Here is a 19,835-nt window from a genome sequence, read left to right as displayed (position 1 = left end):
GTTGTCCGCCCGGCTTCCGGCAGCGCTCATGCACTGATCGACGGTGCGGCCCGGCGGCCCGCGCCGGGTGGCGTCGCCGGGCCGGTTGTCGGGGGGCGGGCATAGCCTGATCACGTGCCCTCTCCCCACCCCTCCGCACGCCCCGGCTGGATCCGCAGGCTGGTCGCGGCCTGCCTGCGGCACCGCCCCGTCACGGTCGGCGCGCTCGTCGCGTCGATGCTCGGCGTCGGGCTGGAGGCCGTCGGCCCACTGCTGATCCGCGAGGGTGTCAACGGCGCGATCGGCGGGGACACCGGCGTGCTCGCCCCCGTCGTCGCCGGGCTGCTGGTGCTCGGCGTGCTGAAGTTCGTCGGCGCGTTCGTGCGTCGCTACCTCGGCGGCAAGATGGCGCTGAACGTGCAGCACGACCTGCGGCGCGCGGTGTTCGCAGCGGTCCAGCGGATGGACGGGGTCCGCCAGGACCGGCTGCGCACCGGGCAGGTCGCCTCGCGGGCCATCTCCGACCTGCAGCTGGTGCAGGGCTTCCTGTCCATGGTCCCGCTGTCGGCGGGCACCGTGGTGCTGGTCGTCGTCGCGATCGCCGCGATGCTGTACCTGTCGCCGCTGCTCACGGTGGTCGCGCTGGTCATGCTGCCGCTGGCGTTCCTGGCCACCAACAGCATCCGGCGCCGGCTGTTCCCGGCCACCTGGTCCGCGCAGCAGCGGGCCGCCGAGATCGCGCAGCAGGTCGAGGAGACCGTCACCGGCGTGCGCGTGGTGAAGGGCTTCGGGCAGGAGGCCCGCGAGACGGCGACGCTGGAGGGCCGCGCCCGCCGGCTCTACGGCGAGCGGCTGCGGGCCGCCGGGCTGACCGCGCGGCTCAACCCGATGCTGCTGGCCCTGCCCGGGCTCGGGCAGGTCGCGGTCATCGGCGTCGGTGGGTGGATGGCGGCCCGGGGCACCATCGACCTCGGGACGTTCCTGGCGTTCACGACCTACGTCGGGATGCTCGTCGGGCCCGCCCGGCTGATCGGCGCCCTCGTGGTCACCGCGCAGCTGACCCGGGCCGGGGCCGAGCGCGTCTTCGAGATCGTCGACGCCGCACCGGGGATCGTCGACCCGGAGCGGCCGGCCGCGCTGCCCGAGGGCCCGCTGACCGTCGAGCTGGACGCCGTCCGGTTCGGCTACGAGCCCGCGGGCTCCGGCCCGGACGGCGACGCCGCTCCCGACCCGGTGCTCGACGGGCTGTCCCTGCGCGTCGAGCCGGGCGAGACCCTCGCCCTGGTCGGCCCGCCCGGATCGGGGAAGTCGACGGTCGCGCTGTTGCTGCCCCGCTTCTACGACCCGCAGGCCGGGCGCCTCGCGATCGGCGGGGTGGACCTGCGCGACCTGCGCCTGCACGACCTGCGCGCCGAGCTGGGGGTGGTGTTCGAGGAGGCGTTCCTGTTCTCCGACACGATCCGCAACAACATCGCCTACGGCCGTCCCGACGCCGGGGAGGACGAGATCCGCGCGGCGGCGGAGGCAGCCCAGGTGGCCTCGTTCGTCGAGGACCTGCCCGACGGCTACGACACCGAGGTCGGCGAGCGCGGCCTGACCCTGTCCGGTGGTCAGCGGCAGCGCATCGCGCTGGCCCGGGCGATGCTGACCCGGCCCCGGGTGCTCGTCCTCGACGACGCGACGTCCGCGGTCGACACCGCCACCGAGGCCGCGATCCACGAGACGCTGCACGAGCTGACCGCCGAGCGGACCACCCTGCTGGTGGCCCACCGGCGCTCGACACTGGCGCTGGCCGACCGGATCGCGGTGCTGGACGAGGGGCGCGTCGTCGACACCGGCACCGAGGACGAGCTGCGCGGCCGGTGCGCGCTGTTCCGGGAGCTGCTGGCCACCGGCCCCGCCGACGAGCTCGGCGGCGGTCGTGGCGCCCCCGCCCCGCCCGCGGACACCGACGGTGCTCCGGTGCCCGGCCCGCCCGTCCCGGACACCGCGACCCCGGCGCTGTGGCCCCGGGTCGGCCCGGTCGAGGACCCGGACCGGGCGCTGACCCGTGACGGGGGTGGCGGCGCGGCGGGCTGGGCCGGCGGGATCAGCGCCACCCCCGAGCTGCTGGAGGCCGTCGAGAAGCTGCCCCCGGTGAGGGAGACGCCGCAGCTGCGCGGTGACGACGACCCGACCGCCCCGGACCCCGGCTTCCGGCTGTCCTCGCTGCTGCGGCCGGTGCGCAGGCTGCTGGTGCTCGGCGTGGCGCTGATGGCCGCGGACGCTCTGGCGACCCTGGCCCTGCCCAGCATCGCCCGGATCGCCGTCGACGACGGCATCACCGACGGCGCCACCCGGGTCCTGGTCCTCGCGGCGCTGGCGGGCCTGCTGATCGTCGTGCTGGACGCGGCGGTCGTCGGGTTCCAGACGCTGGTCACCGCACGCGCCGGGGAGAGCCTGCTGTACCTGTTGCGGTTGCGCAGCTACGCGCACCTGCAGCGGCTCGGGCTCGACTTCTACGAGCGCGAGCTGTCCGGCCGGATCATGACCCGGATGACCACCGACGTCGACGCGCTGTCGACGTTCCTGCAGACCGGGCTCGCGCAGGCCGTCGTCAGCCTCCTGACGATCGGTGGGGTCGCGACGGCGCTGGTGCTCACCGACCCCCCGCTCGCGCTGTACGCGCTGGGCTGGCTGCTGCCGCTGCTCGTGGTCGGCACCGTGGTGTTCCGGCGGTTCTCCTCCCGCGCCTACGCCGAGGCCCGGGAGCGGGTCAGCGTGGTCAACGCCGACCTGCAGGAGAACGTCTCCGGGGTGCGCATCGCGCAGGCCTACGTCCGCGAGGAGCTGAGCTACGACCGCTTCGGGGAGCGCTCCGACGCCTACCGCCGGTCGCGGCTGCGCGCCCAGCGCTACATCGCCACCTACTTCCCGTTCGTGGCCCTGCTGTCCGACATCGCCACCGCGGTCGTGCTGTTCGTCGGCGGTACCCGCATCGTCGGCGGGGAGATCACCCCGGGTGTGCTGACGGCGTTCCTGCTGTACCTCACGCTGTTCTTCGGCCCGGTGCAGCAGCTGTCGCAGGTGTTCGACGGCTACCAGCAGGCCCGGGTCGGGCTGAACCGGATCTCGGAGCTGCTGCGCACGCCCACCTCGGTCCCGGACGAGCCGCAGCGGCCGGCGCCGGTGCCGTCGCGGCTGCGCGGCGAGGTCGAGCTGGACCACGTGACCTTCCGCTATCCGGGGGTGGACGCCCCCGCCCTGGACGACGTGTCGCTGCACGTCGAGCCGGGGGAGACCGTCGCGCTGGTCGGTGCGACCGGCGCCGGGAAGTCGACGTTGATCAAGCTGATCGCCCGGTTCTACGACACCGGCGAGGGGCAGGTCCGTGTCGACGGCGTCGACGTGCGCCGCTTCCCGCTGGCCGGGTACCGCTCCCGCCTCGGCGTGGTCCCGCAGGAGGCGCACCTGTTCACCGGCGACGTCGCCTCCAACATCGCCTACGGCCGTCCGGACGCCTCTCCGGAGCGGATCGAGGCCGCTGCCCGCGCGGTCGGGGCGCTGGGGCTGGTGCGCTCGCTGCCGCAGGGGTTCCGCACCCCGGTCGGCGAGCGGGGGCAGGGACTGTCGGCGGGCCAGCGCCAGCTGGTCGCGCTCGCCCGGGCCGAGCTGGTCGACCCCGACGTGCTGATCTTCGACGAGGCGACGGCGGCGCTGGACCCGGCGACCGAGGCCACCGTGCTGGCCGCGGGGGAGCGGGTGGCGTCGCGGCGGACGGCGTTCGTCGTCGCGCACCGGTTGCAGACCGCGCGCCGATCGGACCGGATCGTGGTGCTCGCGGGTGGGCGCATCGTCGAGCAGGGGCCGCACTCGGAGCTGGTGCGTGCCGGCGGGCGGTACGCGGCGCTGTGGCGCGCCGGCGAGCTGGAGCCGGAGCCCGACAGCCTGTTGGCGACACACCCCTGACCCGCCCCGCCCCGCCCTCCGGCCCGGGGGTCGCGGGCGGGGTCAGTCCCGCAGGTGGTCGGCCCGCGCGGCGACGGCGGCGCGGCGCGGGTCGTCCCGGTCGAGCAGGTCCAGCAGCAGCTCGTGGGCCTCCAGGTCGCCGGTGCCCAGCGGGTGCACGACGAACCGGTGCAGGAGCGCGACGTTGTCGCAGGCCAGCACGGCGTGCCGCAGCCCGACCACGAGCTCGTCGCGCAGCTCGCGCACCGCGGGGGCGTCGGAGCGCGGCAGCAGCTCGCCGTGGCAGGAGTCGAGGGCGTCGGACACCCGGCCGTCGCGCAGCGCCGCCCGCATCCGCAGGAAGTCGGCCTGCGGGCCGGTCGCGAGCCGGTAGGGGCGGGTGAGCAGCAGGTCCGCACCCAGCGACGACCGCAGCCGGTGGATCTCACCGCGGACGGTGGTGGGGTTGCCGTCCTCGCCGTAGAGCATCAGGGTCAGCTGCTCGCCGGAGAGCCCGTCGGGGTGCAGCGCCAGCGCGGTGAGGATCTCCGCCGGGCGCAGGGTGGCGGCGAACTCCTCGCCGTCGAGGGTGACGCGCGGGCCGCCGCCCCCGGTGAAGCGCAGCTCCAGCGGGCGGGCCGCGGCGGGGGACGCGGCCGCGACGACGCGGCCGCGCCGCCGCGACGGCGGCACCAGCAGGTAGCCCTCGGACAACCGCTCGACCACCATCTCCCGGCCGTCCCCGAGCTGCACCCGGTCGACGCCGTCGTCGAGCCGGATCCGCTCGGGGAACAGACCGTAGGGCTCGCTGGCGATGACCCGGCCGCTCGAGGACAGCAGCGCGCCCTCCGAGCCGCGCAGGGCCGCGAGGTGCGGCATGTTCTTGACCCGCAGCCGCTCGTCGGCGATGGCCAGCCGTACCCGCAGCTGGTTCTCCGCGAGGTGCGCGGTCGCGGTCACCAGCTGCACCAGCGCGGGGTGGACGGTGTGCAGCGGACCGGAGATGTCGATCGCGCCGATGGTGTCGCCGGTGTCCGGGTCGTGCACGGGGGCCGCGACGCAGGTCCAGTCGTGGTAGGTCCGGACCAGGTGCTCGGCGGAGTGGATCCGGACCGGCTCGTCGACGGCCAGCGCGGTCCCCATCGCGTTGGTGCCGATCGTCTCCTCGGCCCAGCGGGTGCCCTCGACGAGGCCGACGTCGTCGGCGGAGTGCAGCAGGCCGTGCGCCCCGTCGCGCCACAGCACGGTGCCGTCGGCGTCGGTCACCAGCATCACGTGCATCGCCTCGTCGGCGATGCTCACCAGCGTGGACCGGAGCAGAGGCATCACCGCGTGCAGCGGATGGCCCGTCCGGACCTCCTTCAGCTCGTCGGCGAGGTAGACGAGCGGGGGGAGCCTGCCCTCCGGGTCGACGTGCGCGGCCAGGCTGCGCTGCCACGAGTCGGACACGACCGGGCGCGGCGCGCCGGCCGAACCGCCGGAGCCGAGTCCGTCGTCGTAGATGCGGCGCAGGCGATGCGCGTCGGCGACCAGCTCCTCGCGGGACGTCCCGCCCTCGGGTCCGCTCACGTCGCCTCCCGCCCCGGCCGGGGCACCCTGTGCCCTGATCCCACGTGATGCCCCGCGTCGGTGCGGGGCCGTTCCGTCCCCGGCGTCGTGTCCCGGGAGGTGCGAGCATACCCGCTGCTCGGGAGGTCGACCCCCGCGTGACCGGGTGCCGGCGCGACGTCCGGCGGCGCGCGCAACGTGGGGGCAACGTGGCGTTCCATACGGTTCGGACCATCGGGTCGCCGGGTGGCGGCCCGGTCGACGCCACAGACCCACCGGAGGACAGCGATGACGCTCGAAGCCGTTCGTGAGGCCACGGATCTGCGTGCCGGCCGCGGGGCCGACGGCGCGGATGTGATCCGTCGCGCGGCCCGGGTACTCGTCGTCGACTCCGAGCCGGTCGTCCGGCACGGTCTGCGCGCCCTGCTGACCGCCGAGCCCGACCTGGCCCCGGCCGGTGAGGCCGCCTCCCCGCGGGACGCCCTGATGACCGCCGAGCGCACCCGGCCCGACGCGATCGTCGTCGACATCGAGTTCGCCCGCGACGAGCGGCCCGGCCTCGACCTGGTGCGCGCGCTGCTGGAGCGGTGCCGCGGGGTGAAGATCCTCGTGCTGACCGGCTGTCGCGACCGCGACGCGATGATGCGCACCGTCCGTCTGGGCGTGCACGGCTACCTGCGCAAGGGCGCCGACACCGCGGAGATCGTGCGTGCGCTGCGCACCGTCCTGCGTGGTGAGGGCGTGTTCGACCCGGGGACCGCGAGCGCGGGTCCGCTGCAGGTGCTGCGCGACACCGACCCGGCGCCGTCGCCGACGCCGGACCTGTGCAAGACCTCGCTGCTGACCGACCGCGAGAACCAGGTGCTGCGGCTGCTCGCCGTCGGCCTGTCCAACCGCGAGATCGGGACCCGGCTGCGGATCTCCGAGGCCACCGTGAAGTTCCACGTCCGCAACCTGCGCGACAAGCTCGAGGTCCGTCGCCGCACCGAGATCGTCTACACCGCCGCCCGCCAGGGCATCGTCTGATCCCGCCGGGCCGGGGCGAGACGTACGCCCGCCCCGGCCCGTGCCCTTCCCCATCGCACCTCGCCACCGGCGTGGTCACCCGTCGGGTGGCCGCGCCGGTCGCGTTGCGTGGCCGAGACCACCCCGTCCGGGGAGGCGTTCACCCGGCGGCCACCTTCTCCTCACCCCACGGGAGGACGCGGGTGCTGGGATGCGGAGGAAACGGACGGCCCCGAACGGACCGGACCGCGCATCCCACCACGACCCCAGGAGGACGACCGTGGCCCACAGCTGCCCCGGCGACGCCCCCCAGGCCGGCTCCCGCCGCGCCCTCCCGCTCCTCGACCGCGTGCGCCACGGACGCCAGGGACTCACCTGTCGTTACCGGTGCGGCGACGCCTGCTCCCGGCCGGAGCCCAACCCCTCGTCGAACACCTATTTCGGTGACGTCCTGCAGACCGTGCTCGACCGCCGCGGGATGCTGCGTGCCGGTGCCGTGCTCGGCCTGGGTGCCGGGGCGGGGGTGGCCCTGGCCGGTTCCGCCTCCGCCGAGCCCGCGCCGGCCGCCCCGGCCCACCCGCTCGGCACCGACGTGGCGGCCCCGGCGCAGGCCCGCCCGCCGCGTGGGCTGCACTACGACACCGTCGCACCCAACCTCGACGACGCGGTCCGGGTGCCGACCGACTACGCGAGCAACGTCGTGATCCGCTGGGGCGACCCGATGTTCCCGGACGCGCCCGAGTTCGACTTCGAGAACCAGACCGCCGCGGCGCAGGCCCGCCAGTTCGGCTACAACAACGACTTCTGCGGCATCCTGCCGATCGACGGCCCCGGCCGCCGCTATGTGCTGTACTCCAACCACGAGTACACGCTCGAGCCGCTGATGTTCCGCGGGTACGACGAGGACGCCCCCACCCCCGAGCAGATCCGGATCGGGATGGCCGCGCACGGCGGCGGCATCGTCGAGGTGACCCGGGACCTGCGCACCGGCGAGCTGCACCACGACCGCGCCGGGAAGCTGAACCGGCGCATCACCGCCGACACCGAGATGGTGCTCGACGGCCCGGCCGCCGGTGCCGAGGTGCTGCGCACGACGGCCGACCCGACCGGTCGCAGCGTCCGGGGCATGATCGGCAACTGCGCCGGGGGGACCACCCCGTGGGGCACCTTCCTGTCCGGCGAGGAGAACTTCGACGGCTACTTCGCCTCCGGCCCGGTGACCGACGAGCGCGCGCAGCGCTACGGCATCTCCGAGGGCGCCTCGGAGCGCAAGTGGGAGCGCGTGGACCCGCGCTGGGACCTCGCGAAGGAGCCGAACGAGGCCCACCGGTTCGGCTACATCGTCGAGATCGACCCGCACGACCCGGCCTCGAAGCCGGTCAAGCACACCGCGCTCGGCCGTTTCAAGCACGAGGGCGCGACCGTCGCGCTGACCCGCGACGGTCGCCCCGTCGTGTACATGGGCGACGACGAGCGCTTCGACTACGTCTACAAGTTCGTGTCGGACAAGCAGATGCGCCGCGGGCACAGCCGGGCCGCGCGCGAACACAACGCCACGCTGCTGTCCTCGGGCACGCTCTACGTCGCGACGTTCACCGGGAACAGCCCGGCCGCGGAGATCACCGGCGCCGGGGCGCTCCCCCGGGACGGCCGGTTCGACGGCTCCGGGCGGTGGACGCCGCTGGCCTCGACCACGAGGTCGTTCGTGGACGGCATGAGCGTCGCCGACGTCTTCGTGTTCACCCGGCTCGCCGCGGACACGGTCGGCGCCACGAAGATGGACCGCCCCGAGGACGTGGAGGCCAACCCGCGCACCGGGAAGGTCTACATCGCCTGCACCAACAACTCCGACCGCGGCAAGGCCGGGAGCAAGGCCGCCGCGGACGAGGCGAACCCGCGCAACGCGAACCAGCACGGACACGTCATCGAGCTGACCGAGACCCGCGACGACCCCGCGGCCACCACGTTCGGCTGGAACGTCCTGCTCGTCTGCGGCGACCCGGAGGACCCGTCGACCTACTTCGGCGGGTTCGACAAGTCCCAGGTCAGCCCGATCACCTCGCCGGACAACGTGGCCTTCGACCCCTACGGCAACCTGTGGGTCTCGACGGACTCCAGCCAGGCGCTGGAGATCAACGACGGGCTCTACGGCGTGGTGCTGGAGGGGCCGCAGCGCGGCTCGACCCGGTTGTTCGCCAGCGTCCCGGTGGGTTCGGAGTGCTGCGGGCCGGTCGTCACCGAGAACTTCGTGCTGGTCTCGGTGCAGCACCCCGGCGACGTCGACGACGCCTCCCCGGAGCAGCCGGCCTCGCACTGGCCCGACGGCGGCGCCGCGCAGCCGCGCCCGGCCGTCGTCGCGATCCGGCACCTGAAGGACGGACGACCGGCGAAGATCGGCGTCTGAGCCCCGGCCCGCCCGGTCCGTGCCGCGGTACGGACCGGGCGGGCCGGGGCGGTCAGGCGCAGCGGCCCAGGTCGGGGTCGCCGGACCCGGCGCGCTTGTCGAACGAGATGTGCACGTGGTCGTAGTGGTTCGCGGTGTCGCCGCCGCGGTCCTCCATGGTCGACCACCCGGAGCCGTCGTTCATCCGCTGCTCCCAGATCACGTACTTCACGCCGAGCTCGTCGGCGTTGGCCAGCGCGCAGTCGGCGATGCGGTCGCCCTTCGTCCCGCGCACCATGATGTCCAGGGCGTGGCCGGTCGGGTGGTCGGAGGCGTTCGCCCGGTTCGCGACGCCGATCAGCTCGGTCTCCCCGTAGGCGCAGCCGAGGAACTCCGCGGCGTCGGACACCCAGGTCTTGACCCGGCCCAGGTCGTCGAGGTCGAGCCCGCACGACGGGTCGCCCAGCCCACGGGCGGCGAGCTCGGCGGCGGCCCTGGCCTGTTCGGCGGCCTCCTGCGCCAGGTCCTGGGCCTTGCGCGCCGCGGCGAGGCTCGCGTCCGCGGCCGGGTCGAGCAGACCCGCGTCGCGGACGATCTCGGCGCCGAGGACCGGTGTGTCCCGCGGCCCGTTGCCGGCGGCGCCGGCGAGCGACGCGCCGGGGTCGGCGCCGTCGGACACGTCCTGAGCGGCCAGGCGCAGGTCGGCCTCGGCCGGGCCGAAGCCGAGCCCGGTCACGGGCGTGACGACGGCGAGCGTGCCGCTCGCGGCGGCGGCCGCGGTGGCCACGTGGCGCAGGCCGGGCCGCAGCCCGGCCTGCGCCCGATGTCGGTGTCGGGGCACGACGGTCTCTCCTCCGGCACGCGGACCGGCCGGGCTGCGGGGGAGCGTCGGGATCGGGGATCCCGGCCCGTCGGGGGGAACCGGACCGCGTGTTCAGTGACCGGACGGTAGCGAATGTGCCCCGATGTCCGATCTTCGTGGACGGTTCGCGGCGACGACCGCACCCGGCCGTGCGACGAATGGCGAGGACGGGTCGCCCCGCACGTCTTCCCCGACCGGACGTTCGGTGCAAAAGTAGCGCGGTCCGGGACACCGCCGTCCCGGGTCAGGGGAGGACGCATGACCGAGCAGCAGGCCGCGCCCGGCGCCGGCCCGACGAGTGCCGCCGACACGACCGGCTCCGCGCCCCGGCAGGTGCGCCGGGTCGCCGCGACGAGCGCGATCGGCACGACCATCGAGTGGTACGACTTCTTCATCTACGCCACGGCCGCGGCCCTGGTGTTCAACAGCCAGTTCTTCACCACGATGTCGGCCGCGTCGGGCACGCTGGCGGCGTTCGCGACGCTCGGCGTCGGCCTGGTCGCGCGTCCGCTCGGCGGCATCGTGTGGGGGCACTTCGGCGACCGCCTCGGTCGCAAGAAGATGCTCGTCCTCTCGCTGCTGCTGATGGGCGTGGCGACCGTCGGGGTCGGCCTGCTGCCCACCTACGGCCAGATCGGTGTCGCGGCGCCGGTGCTGCTCGTCGTGCTGCGTCTGCTGCAGGGGCTGTCGGCGGGCGGTGAGTGGGGCGGCGCGGCGTTGATGGCGGTCGAGCACGCCCCGCCCGGCAGACGCGGCCGCTACGGCTCGTTCCCCCAGATCGGGGTGCCCGCCGGGCTGATCCTGGCCCAGCTGGTGTTCCTCGTCGTGTCCAACCTGACCAGCCCCGAGCAGTTCGCGGCGTGGGGCTGGCGGATCCCGTTCCTGCTGTCGATCCTGCTGGTCGTCGTCGGGCTGGTGATCCGGCTGCGGGTCGAGGAGAGCCCGGTGTTCGCGCTGCTGCGGCAGAACCGCGGCCGCAGCCGTGCCCCGATCCTGGAGGTGTTCCGGCACCGCCCGCGCGAGCTGGTGCTGGCCTCGGCCAGCTTCGTCGCGAACAACGCGATCGGCTACATCTTCCTCGCCTACCTGCTGTCCTACGGGACCCAGGTGCTGGAGGTCCCACGGAACACGATGATCATCGTCGTGATCATCGGTTCGGTGAGCTGGCTGGTCAGCATCGTCGCCGGGGCGGTCTGGTCCGACCGGGTCGGCCGCAAGCGGGTGTACCTGGTGGGCTCGGTGCTGCTGGTGGTGTGGCCGGTGCCGTTCTTCCTGCTGCTCGACACCACCGGGTTCGCCGCGATGGTCGTCGCGGTCGTCGTCCTCACGGTGGGGTTGGGTCTGTCCTACGGCCCGCAGTCCGCGCTGTTCGCGGAGATGTTCGAGGCCCGCTTCCGCTACAGCGGTGCGTCCTTCTCCTACGCCGTCGGCGCGGTGCTGGGCGGCGGGTTCGCGCCGCTGATCGCCGCCGCGCTCCAGCAGGGCTACGGCACGTCGATGGCGGTCGCGGCCTACATGGTCGTCGTCGCGGTGATCTCGCTGGTCGCGGTGCTGCTGATCCGGGAGACGCACCGACCGGACGCGCCGGCCCGGCTGTCCTGAACACCGCCCCGTTCCCGGTGGCGGTCCGGACGCGCGTCCGGACCGCCACCGGCAGCGGGATCGTGCTCAGATCGAGCGGTGCCGTCCGTTGCCTGCCGGGAGCGGCAGGTCCCGGGCCGGGGCGGACAGGTCGCGGGCGCGCCGACGCCCGGCGACGGTGCCCTCGCCCGGCCGGTCACCGGGCTCCCGTGGTTCCGCCGAGGACATCGAGCGGGCCTGCTCGGCCAGCTCGCGGGTGACGCAGGGCCAGGTGGCGCTGACCCCCGTCGCGTCCCGGCACTCACGGCAGAAGCCCTGCGCGTCGGGGGTGTGTTCCGCCAGGGTCCGCTCCAGCAGATCCGGCATCTCGGACAGGATGTTCGCGAGTGCCACGACTCACCTCCAGGTCGATTGCCGGGGACAGTAGTGGTCCCGTTCACCCGGGCCCGGCGGGGCGGGGGCCCTCGCGCACAGCGTTCTGGATCCTTTCAGGACAGTGCATCGCCGCAGGTCGGTGGTGCGGCGCGCGGCGCACCACCGGCGCCGCGGGCGGGTGCGCGGCCGGGTGTGCCCGGTGGCACCCGCACGATCGGAGGGTGGCCGCTCGGTGAGCCGTGGTGTCGATCGGCAACCGGTGTCGGCGACACGACGACAGGCACCGCCGGTGCGCCGGACGCGCGAACGGGTCACCCGTCGACACCGCCCGGCGGACCAGCGGGGGTGCTGCCGGACGGACGTATCGCCCTGCGCCGCACGGGTTCCGTGCCGTCATGGCGGGCTCTGGTCGACGAGGTCGACGCGTGGCGGACCGAGCGGGGCGGCCCGATGGAGCCGGCCCGCGACCTAGAACCATCCGGTCGCCACCAGGACGGCCCAGCTCACCACCGGGCCGGCCACCGCGGCGGCGCCCGCGAAGACCAGCAGCCCTCGGTAGATGCTCTCGCGTTCGTGCTCCGGTGCGTTCGCCATGGCGATGGCACCGCAGGTGGAGAAGGGCGAGACGTCCACCAGGGAGGAGGAGATGGCGAGGGCGGCGACCAGGCCGACGGCGCTCAGGTCGCCGGTGGCCACGAGGGGGACAGTGAGCGGGACGACGGCGGTGAGGATCCCTGCGGTGGAGGCGAACGCCGAGACCACCGCACCGATCACACAGATCAGGAGGGCGGCGAGCAGCGCCGGCTGCACCGTGGACACCGTGTCGGCCACCCAGGCGATCGTGCCGTTGCGCTGCAGGACGCCGACGTAGGTCACGATCCCGGCGAGGAGCAGGACGATCCCCCAACTGACGTCGCGTACCGCCCCCGGGGCCGAGTCGGGATGGGCGAGCATCAGCGCGAGCGCGATGGTGAGGGCCAGGAACCCGATGTCGAGCCCGAACCCGATGGCTCCGACGACGAGCACCGCCATCCCGACGAGCGTGGCGACCACCGCGGAGCGGGGCGGGCGGGTGGCCCCGGGCGTCGTCGGGGCCGGTTCCGTCACCGTGGTCGGGGAGGTGTCGTCGGTACTGCGGACGAGCACTCCGACCAGCACCGCGGCGGCGGTGCCGATCACCATCGTCGAGAGGAACAACAGCAGGGGATCGACCGGGAGCCCGCTGTCGGTCTGGATCCGGCGCACGATGATCCCGAACACCCCGAGGGGGGAGAACGAGCCTGCGGTCGCTCCCATGCCGACCATGAGGGCGACGACGAGGGACCGGACCCCGTGTGCCGCGGCCACCGTCATGCCGACCGGGATCAGGATGACGGCGACGGGGCCCGACGCCGCCCCGACCGCACACAGCAGGGCCGAGAGGAGGCGGGCAGAGCTGTCCGCCTGCCCCGGACCAGGCGGAAGGTCCCCTGGACCACACGGTCGACGGTGCCGTTCGCCCGGGCGACCCCGAACAACAGCGTCACTCCCACGATCATGACGAACAGGTCGGAGGGGAAGGAACCGAGCACGTCGGCCGCGGACTCCCCGCCGATCAGGACGCCGACCACCCAGGTCGCCGCCAGGGCGAGCGCGCCCAGGTTGATCGCCCGCCACGCCGACACCGCGATGACCAGCGCGAGGACGCCGACGGAGATCGCTATCATCGGGGCCGGCCCGTCGCCGCCTCCGTCGCGATCACCATGCCGTCGTGCCGCCGTCGGCGATGATCGAGGCTCCGGTGATGAGACCGGCCTCCTCGCTCGCGAGGAACAGGCAGATCGGGACGACCTCGTCGGCCTCGCCGAGGCGCTTGAGCATCGAGGCCTCCGCCATGCCGTGCAGGATCGTCTCCTTGGCCGGGTGGCCGTCGAGCAGACGGTGCGGCATCCGGGTGTCCAGGGCGCCGGGGCAGACCGCGTTGACCCGGCAGCGGGGGGCCAGCTCGGCCGCGGTGACCTTGGTCAGGGCGACCAGCGCGGCCTTCGACGCGCTGTAGGCCGACCAGCCCGCTCCGGCGCGTACCGCGGCGGAGGAGGACAGGTTGACCACGGTGGCGCCGTCGGCCAGCGCGGAGGTGAGCTCCTTGGTCACGAGGAACGCGCCCCGGACGTTGATGTCGAGGACCCGGTCCCACTCCTCGACCGCGGTCTCGGACAGGGGGGCGTAGCTCAGGACCCCCGCGGCGTTGACGAGGACGTCGACCCGCCCGACGGTCCGCGCGAACGCGGCCACGGACCGGGGATCGGCGACATCGAGGTGGCGGAAGGTGAAGGAGGTTCCCGCCGCGTGCATCTCGGCGGTGAGACGGGCGCCCGCCGCCTCGTCGACGTCCGCACCGATCACCTCGGCGTTCTCGGCGGCGAGCGCACGACAGAGCCGACTGCCGATGTCGCCGGCGGCACCGGTGACGACGGCGACCTTGCCGTCGAAGCGAGTCATGGTCGCCTCCTCAGACGCTGGTGGTGAGCGGGTGCCGGATGCCGTCGCGTTCGAGCACCGGGAGTACGTCGGCGATGAACCGCGGCAGGCCGCGTTCGTAGTTCATCCAGGTCAGAGCGACACCGTCGACTCCGGCGGCGGAGAGGTCGCCCAGCTGCCGGGCGATCGTCGCGGGGCTGCCGACGAGCGGGTATCCGGCCATGGTGGACGCGACGGCCCGGTTGAGCTGCTCCCGCTGGGCGGGTGGCATCCGGGTGCCGCCCATGGTCCACGCCACGGCGTTGTCCACCGCCTCGGCGTCGGCGTCGTCGGTGGAGTAGCGCTCGATCAGCCGGGCGGCCTCGCGGTCGGTGTCCGCGCACACGACGGAGGCGGCCACCCACACGGACAGCTCGCGGCCGAACCCCTCGGCGAGTGCACGGATCTCCCGGACCTTGCGTGCCGCTCCCGCCGGGTCGAACGCCGAGACGAACGCGACGTCGGCGTAGCGGGCGGCGAGCTGGTGCCCGCGTGGGGAGAAGGCGGCGTTCATCAGCGGTGGGTGGGGGGCTGGAGCGGTGTGGGCCTGCTGTAACCGCCCTCGACCGTGAGCCACCGTCCCCTGTGGTCGAAGTCGTGGGGCTCCCCGCGCCAGAGCCGGAGCAGGATGTCGAGCCACTCCTCCGAGTAGCCGTAACGGGCGTCGTGGTCGAGGGTCTCGACGCCGAACATCTGCAGCTCCTTGGCGAACCAGCCCGCGACGACGTTGAGTCCGACACGACCGTGCGAGACCGCGTCGATCGTGGCGATCTGTTTGGCGGCCATCACCGGGGAGACGGTGAGGCAGTGCGAGGTCGTGAAGATCGCGATCCGGCTGGTGCGAGCGGCCAGTGCCGCGGCCCAGGCATAGGGCTCGAAGCTGGCTCCCCAGGGGTTGGTCCGGCCCTCGAAGCCGCGCCACCGGGAGAACGGGATCGCCGCCTCGAAGCCTGCGGCCTCGGCGGCCTGGACGAGGCGGAGGTTCTGGTCCCAGCCGATCTCGTGACGGTTGGGGCTCGCGGTGACCGCGCCCGCCGAGGTCACGTTCAGTCCGAAGACCCCGAGCTTGAGCCCGGTGTCGGCGAACAGGGGACCGGAGTCGTACCGGGGGACGTGAGGTGGAGAGGACTGCGTCATCGGAGGTCTCCGTTTCGGGTGGGGGCTAGGGCGCGTCTCCTAACCCGGCTGGTCGGGCCTGCGCGATGATCAGTAGGTGTCGCGCCGTGCCGTCCTGACCGATGCCCAGTGGGACCGACTCGAGCCGTTACTGCCCTCGTCGGACGGGATGCCAGGGCGCCCGTTCGCCGATCACCGCAGAGTGATCGAGGGGATCATCTACCGGTTCCGCTGCGGGCTGGCCTGGCGTGATGTCCCGGTCGAGTTCGGGCTGTGGCAGACCCTATGGAAACGCCACCGCCGCTACTGCGGTGACGGCACCTGGGACCAGGTTCTCGCAGCTCTGCTCGCCGATGCCGACTCCGCCGGTCTCGTGGACTGGGCCGTGTCGGTCGACTCGACGATCATCCGCGCTCACCAACACGCCGCGACCCTGCAGCGGGACACAGGGGGCCGGATCGAACTACAAGAATCTGCTGATCGAGCCGCCCGATCACGCCTTGGGCCGCTCCCGCGGAGGGCTCGGCACGGAGATCCACCAGCTCGTTGACGGACACGGCCGCCCGCTGGTCGTACTGGTCGGCCCTGGCCAGGCCGGTGACGCCCCGATGTTCGCGCACCTGATGTCACATCTGAGCGTCGGACGGGTCGGTCCGGGCCGACCGCGGACCCGACCCGAGCGGGTCCGCGCAGATAAGAGGTCGCGCGGATTGGTCACAGCTTGGCCGCGGTCGAGTGTCTGGGGGCGAGGGCGGGTACGGGCCTGCCGATCATGAAGTTATCTACGCTTCGTGATCGTCTGGAGGCCGCGTGCCCACCCTGCCATCATGGCTGACCGAGCCGTTGTGGGACCAGTTCACCGCGCTGCTGCCTCATCGAGACGAGTTCGATCCCACCCATCCGCTGGGCTGCCATCGCCGCCGGATCGCGGATCGGATCGTGTTCGACAAGCTCCTGCAGGTACTGCGGTTCGGCTGCTCGTATGAGGGCATCGCTGACAGCACCTGCTCGGCGACCACCATCCGCGATCGTCGTGACGAGTGGATCAGGCTCGGGGTCTTCGCCCAGCTGCGTCGGATCGTCCTGGACGCCTACGACCGCATCGTCGGTCTGCTGCTGCACGACATCGCCGTCGATGGCGCCATCACCAAGGCCCCCGGCGGCGGCGAGGTCGCCGGTCCGTCGCCGGTGGACCGGCGCAAACAGGGTATGAAACGTTCGGTGCTCGTCGAGGGATACGGCATCCCGCTGGGCCGAGTCCTGGCCGGAGCCAACCGGCACGACTCCCCGCTACTGGGCCCCACCCTCGACCGCCTCGATGCTCTCGGCCCGCTGCCCGACGACATCACCGTGCACCTCGACGCCGGCTATGACTCCGGCAAGACCCGCGACACGCTGGCCGAACGAGGCCTGCACGGCGAGATCGCGCACAAGGGTGAGAAAGCGCCGATCCAGGCCACCCGCCGCTGGCACGTCGAGCGGACCAACGCTTGGCACAACAGCTTCAACCGGCTGCAGCGCTGCTACGAACGACGAGAAATCGTCGTCGACGCGTTCTTCGACCTCGCCGACACGATCGTCACACTCCGTAGCTTGATTCGGCAGGCCTGGACCACACACCGCTGGAACGCCCGACCTGCACGACGTCCATGATCACCAACCAATCCGCGCGACCTCTAAGAGCGTCCGGCGATTGATGGTTATCGGAGTCGACGGGTCGTGGGTCGGGTTGTCCAGCGGTAGCGGCTGCGGGCACGGTTGATCAGCCGGCGGATCACGGTGAGCGCGGCGGCGAGGTCGAGGTAGAACTCGACGATGATCTTCCGGCGATCGGTGAACCGGCGCAGCTTGCCGTAGCCGTTCATCCAGGAGTGCGTGCGCTCGATGGGCCACCGTCGTCCTGCCTGGATCGGCGCCGGGACCCCCGTGGTCGCGATCTCGCCGGTGAAGCCCAGGGTGTGCAGCAGAGTACGGGTCTTGCCGGAGTCATAGCCGCGGTCCAGGTGCACGGTCGGGAACAGATCACCACCGTGGGCGTCGCGGTGGCGGGGCAGCGGGCCGATCATCGTCACGATGCCGGTCAAGGTCGGTTCCAGCAGGGGCGAGTCATGGTCGTTGGCTCGCGCCGCGACCAGGTGCAGCGGGATGCCCTGGTCATCGCAGGCCACGGACCGTTTCGTGCCCTGCTTGCCGCGGCCGACAGGGCTGCGGCCGGCCACCTCGCCTCCGCCTGGTGCCTTGGTGATCGATCCGTCGACCGCCAGATCGTCAAGATCCAGGCCGAGTATCTGGTCGTAACCGGCCAGCGCGGTGCGGAGCAGTTCCTCGCTGACTCCCGCGGTGGCCCAGTCATCGAGACGGCGGCGGATGGTGCGGTCCGAGCAACCCGGCGTGGCGATGCGTTCGTAGCCACTACCGTGCACCAGAGCGGCAACGACGTGGTCGAACACGACCCGATCAGAGATCCGGCGACGGTGACAGCCCCACGGATGGGCCGGGTCGAACTCCGGGCGCCGCTCTGCCTCGATCAGGGCAGCGAACTCGACCCAGAGGGGGTCGATCAGCGATTCTGGCAATAGAGGCACGGACCCTCCAGGCGACCATCAGGACATCAGCAATCCCATGATCACTTGCAGGTCCGTGTCTCTACCAACACCGACACACGGCCACCTCTACTGCCGGACGCTCTAAGAGGTCGTTTCAGAACGACTTGTCGAGTTTCCATTGACCCCTCGACGACAGATCAAACGGCAGGTCAGATAGCCGCTTGTCGTCTACAACAGACACGTCGACCTCGTTCTGAAATGACCTCTAAGAGGTCGCGCGGATTGGTCACAGCTTGGCCGCGGTCGAGTGTCTGGGGGCGAGGGCGGGTACGGGCCTGCCGATCATGAAGTTATCTACGCTTCGTGATCGTCTGGAGGCCGCGTGCCCACCCTGCCATCATGGCTGACCGAGCCGTTGTGGGACCAGTTCACCGCGCTGCTGCCTCATCGAGACGAGTTCGATCCCACCCATCCGCTGGGCTGCCATCGCCGCCGGATCGCGGATCGGATCGTGTTCGACAAGCTCCTGCAGGTACTGCGGTTCGGCTGCTCGTATGAGGGCATCGCTGACAGCACCTGCTCGGCGACCACCATCCGCGATCGTCGTGACGAGTGGATCAGGCTCGGGGTCTTCGCCCAGCTGCGTCGGATCGTCCTGGACGCCTACGACCGCATCGTCGGTCTGCTGCTGCACGACATCGCCGTCGATGGCGCCATCACCAAGGCCCCCGGCGGCGGCGAGGTCGCCGGTCCGTCGCCGGTGGACCGGCGCAAACAGGGTATGAAACGTTCGGTGCTCGTCGAGGGATACGGCATCCCGCTGGGCCGAGTCCTGGCCGGAGCCAACCGGCACGACTCCCCGCTACTGGGCCCCACCCTCGACCGCCTCGATGCTCTCGGCCCGCTGCCCGACGACATCACCGTGCACCTCGACGCCGGCTATGACTCCGGCAAGACCCGCGACACGCTGGCCGAACGAGGCCTGCACGGCGAGATCGCGCACAAGGGTGAGAAAGCGCCGATCCAGGCCACCCGCCGCTGGCACGTCGAGCGGACCAACGCTTGGCACAACAGCTTCAACCGGCTGCAGCGCTGCTACGAACGACGAGAAATCGTCGTCGACGCGTTCTTCGACCTCGCCGACACGATCGTCACACTCCGTAGCTTGATTCGGCAGGCCTGGACCACACACCGCTGGAACGCCCGACCTGCACGACGTCCATGATCACCAACCAATCCGCGCGACCTCTAAGAGGTCGCGCGGATTGGTCACAGCTTGGCCGCGGTCGAGTGTCTGGGGGCGAGGGCGGGTACGGGCCTGCCGATCATGAAGTTATCTACGCTTCGTGATCGTCTGGAGGCCGCGTGCCCACCCTGCCATCATGGCTGACCGAGCCGTTGTGGGACCAGTTCACCGCGCTGCTGCCTCATCGAGACGAGTTCGATCCCACCCATCCGCTGGGCTGCCATCGCCGCCGGATCGCGGATCGGATCGTGTTCGACAAGCTCCTGCAGGTACTGCGGTTCGGCTGCTCGTATGAGGGCATCGCTGACAGCACCTGCTCGGCGACCACCATCCGCGATCGTCGTGACGAGTGGATCAGGCTCGGGGTCTTCGCCCAGCTGCGTCGGATCGTCCTGGACGCCTACGACCGCATCGTCGGTCTGCTGCTGCACGACATCGCCGTCGATGGCGCCATCACCAAGGCCCCCGGCGGCGGCGAGGTCGCCGGTCCGTCGCCGGTGGACCGGCGCAAACAGGGTATGAAACGTTCGGTGCTCGTCGAGGGATACGGCATCCCGCTGGGCCGAGTCCTGGCCGGAGCCAACCGGCACGACTCCCGCTACTGGGCCCCACCCTCGACCGCCTCGATGCTCTCGGCCCGCTGCCCGACGACATCACCGTGCACCTCGACGCCGGCTATGACTCCGGCAAGACCCGCGACACGCTGGCCGAACGAGGCCTGCACGGCGAGATCGCGCACAAGGGTGAGAAAGCGCCGATCCAGGCCAC

At 72.4% G+C, this 19,835-nt stretch carries 16 protein-coding genes and 1 pseudogene; 8 read left to right on the top strand and 9 right to left on the bottom strand.

Annotated elements, in window-relative coordinates:
• The first annotated feature begins 114 nt into the window (after positions 1–114).
• Positions 115–3,927: an ABC transporter ATP-binding protein gene (locus tag KPF47_RS28920; protein ID WP_224391984.1), complete on the top strand. Its 3,813-nt coding sequence runs from the start codon at positions 115–117 to the stop codon at positions 3,925–3,927.
• Positions 3,928–3,969: 42 nt separating this feature from the next.
• Here the strand turns inward: KPF47_RS28920 and KPF47_RS28915 are convergent, their stop codons facing one another.
• The gene (locus KPF47_RS28915) at positions 3,970–5,475 is read right to left on the bottom strand and encodes a GAF domain-containing protein (RefSeq protein WP_224391983.1); all 1,506 of its coding nucleotides are present in this window, start codon (positions 5,473–5,475) and stop codon (positions 3,970–3,972) included.
• A gap of 267 nt (positions 5,476–5,742) precedes the next feature.
• Between KPF47_RS28915 and KPF47_RS28910 the strand changes: the two genes are divergently transcribed.
• Together KPF47_RS28910 and KPF47_RS28905 are read left to right on the top strand one after the other, a co-directional pair.
• Positions 5,743–6,480 (top strand): response regulator transcription factor, encoded by a 738-nt coding sequence (locus KPF47_RS28910; RefSeq protein WP_224391982.1) that lies wholly within the window; start codon positions 5,743–5,745, stop codon positions 6,478–6,480.
• A 259-nt stretch (positions 6,481–6,739) separates the two neighbouring features.
• Positions 6,740–8,863: a PhoX family phosphatase gene (locus KPF47_RS28905; RefSeq protein WP_224391981.1), complete on the top strand. Its 2,124-nt coding sequence runs from the start codon at positions 6,740–6,742 to the stop codon at positions 8,861–8,863.
• Between the two features lie 52 nt (positions 8,864–8,915).
• Here the strand turns inward: KPF47_RS28905 and KPF47_RS28900 are convergent, their stop codons facing one another.
• Positions 8,916–9,683: a hypothetical protein gene (locus KPF47_RS28900; RefSeq protein ID WP_224391980.1), complete on the bottom strand. Its 768-nt coding sequence runs from the start codon at positions 9,681–9,683 to the stop codon at positions 8,916–8,918.
• Positions 9,684–9,962: 279 nt separating this feature from the next.
• On the opposite strand from KPF47_RS28900, the gene KPF47_RS28895 reads away from it, so the two are divergent.
• A complete protein-coding gene (locus tag KPF47_RS28895; protein ID WP_224391979.1) occupies positions 9,963–11,306 on the top strand; it encodes an MFS transporter in 1,344 nt (447 codons plus the stop codon).
• 66 nt (positions 11,307–11,372) lie between these two features.
• Here KPF47_RS28895 and KPF47_RS28890 read toward each other — a convergent pair whose 3' ends face one another.
• The 6 genes from KPF47_RS28890 to KPF47_RS39275 all read right to left on the bottom strand — a co-directional run bounded on the left by KPF47_RS28890 (position 11,373) and on the right by KPF47_RS39275 (position 15,296).
• The gene (locus KPF47_RS28890; RefSeq protein WP_224391978.1) at positions 11,373–11,678 is read right to left on the bottom strand and encodes a hypothetical protein; all 306 of its coding nucleotides are present in this window, start codon (positions 11,676–11,678) and stop codon (positions 11,373–11,375) included.
• A 450-nt stretch (positions 11,679–12,128) separates the two neighbouring features.
• Positions 12,129–13,025: an SLC13 family permease gene (locus tag KPF47_RS28885; RefSeq protein WP_374108919.1), complete on the bottom strand. Its 897-nt coding sequence runs from the start codon at positions 13,023–13,025 to the stop codon at positions 12,129–12,131.
• Positions 13,025–13,366: a hypothetical protein gene (locus KPF47_RS28880; protein ID WP_224391976.1), complete on the bottom strand. Its 342-nt coding sequence runs from the start codon at positions 13,364–13,366 to the stop codon at positions 13,025–13,027. Before KPF47_RS28880 ends, KPF47_RS28885 begins: the two co-directional genes overlap by 1 nt.
• Before the next feature lie 31 nt (positions 13,367–13,397).
• Positions 13,398–14,141, bottom strand: a complete 744-nt coding sequence (locus KPF47_RS28875) for an SDR family NAD(P)-dependent oxidoreductase (protein WP_224391975.1) — start codon at positions 14,139–14,141, stop codon at positions 13,398–13,400.
• Between the two features lie 10 nt (positions 14,142–14,151).
• On the bottom strand, positions 14,152–14,673 hold the full coding sequence (locus KPF47_RS39280; RefSeq protein ID WP_255660771.1) for an LLM class flavin-dependent oxidoreductase: 522 nt from the start codon (positions 14,671–14,673) through the stop codon (positions 14,152–14,154).
• A complete protein-coding gene (locus KPF47_RS39275; RefSeq protein WP_255660769.1) occupies positions 14,673–15,296 on the bottom strand; it encodes an LLM class flavin-dependent oxidoreductase in 624 nt (207 codons plus the stop codon). Before KPF47_RS39275 ends, KPF47_RS39280 begins: the two co-directional genes overlap by 1 nt.
• Positions 15,297–15,372: 76 nt before the next feature.
• Between KPF47_RS39275 and KPF47_RS28865 the strand changes: the two genes are divergently transcribed.
• Both KPF47_RS28865 and KPF47_RS28860 read left to right on the top strand, forming a co-directional pair.
• The gene (locus KPF47_RS28865; protein ID WP_224391971.1) at positions 15,373–15,825 is read left to right on the top strand and encodes an IS5 family transposase; all 453 of its coding nucleotides are present in this window, start codon (positions 15,373–15,375) and stop codon (positions 15,823–15,825) included.
• 260 nt (positions 15,826–16,085) lie between these two features.
• Positions 16,086–16,928, top strand: a complete 843-nt coding sequence (locus KPF47_RS28860; protein ID WP_224386276.1) for an IS5 family transposase — start codon at positions 16,086–16,088, stop codon at positions 16,926–16,928.
• A 47-nt stretch (positions 16,929–16,975) separates the two neighbouring features.
• Here the strand turns inward: KPF47_RS28860 and KPF47_RS28855 are convergent, their stop codons facing one another.
• Positions 16,976–17,860 carry an IS5 family transposase gene (locus KPF47_RS28855; RefSeq protein ID WP_224388607.1) on the bottom strand — a complete coding sequence of 295 codons (885 nt, stop codon included), beginning with the start codon at positions 17,858–17,860 and terminating at the stop codon, positions 16,976–16,978.
• A gap of 343 nt (positions 17,861–18,203) precedes the next feature.
• Here KPF47_RS28855 and KPF47_RS28850 point away from each other — a divergent pair, with 343 nt between their 5' ends.
• Complete coding sequence (locus KPF47_RS28850) at positions 18,204–19,046, top strand: IS5 family transposase (RefSeq protein ID WP_224386276.1); 843 nt, start codon at positions 18,204–18,206, stop codon at positions 19,044–19,046.
• Between the two features lie 140 nt (positions 19,047–19,186).
• A pseudogene (locus tag KPF47_RS28845) lies at positions 19,187–19,835 on the top strand (IS5 family transposase); the annotation flags it as partial.

This window comes from Pseudonocardia sp. ICBG1293, assembly GCF_020131355.1.
In the GTDB taxonomy this organism is placed as follows: domain Bacteria; phylum Actinomycetota; class Actinomycetes; order Mycobacteriales; family Pseudonocardiaceae; genus Pseudonocardia.
Note: the sequence above shows the minus strand (reverse complement) of the source record. Positions and strands in the feature narration are given on the sequence as shown.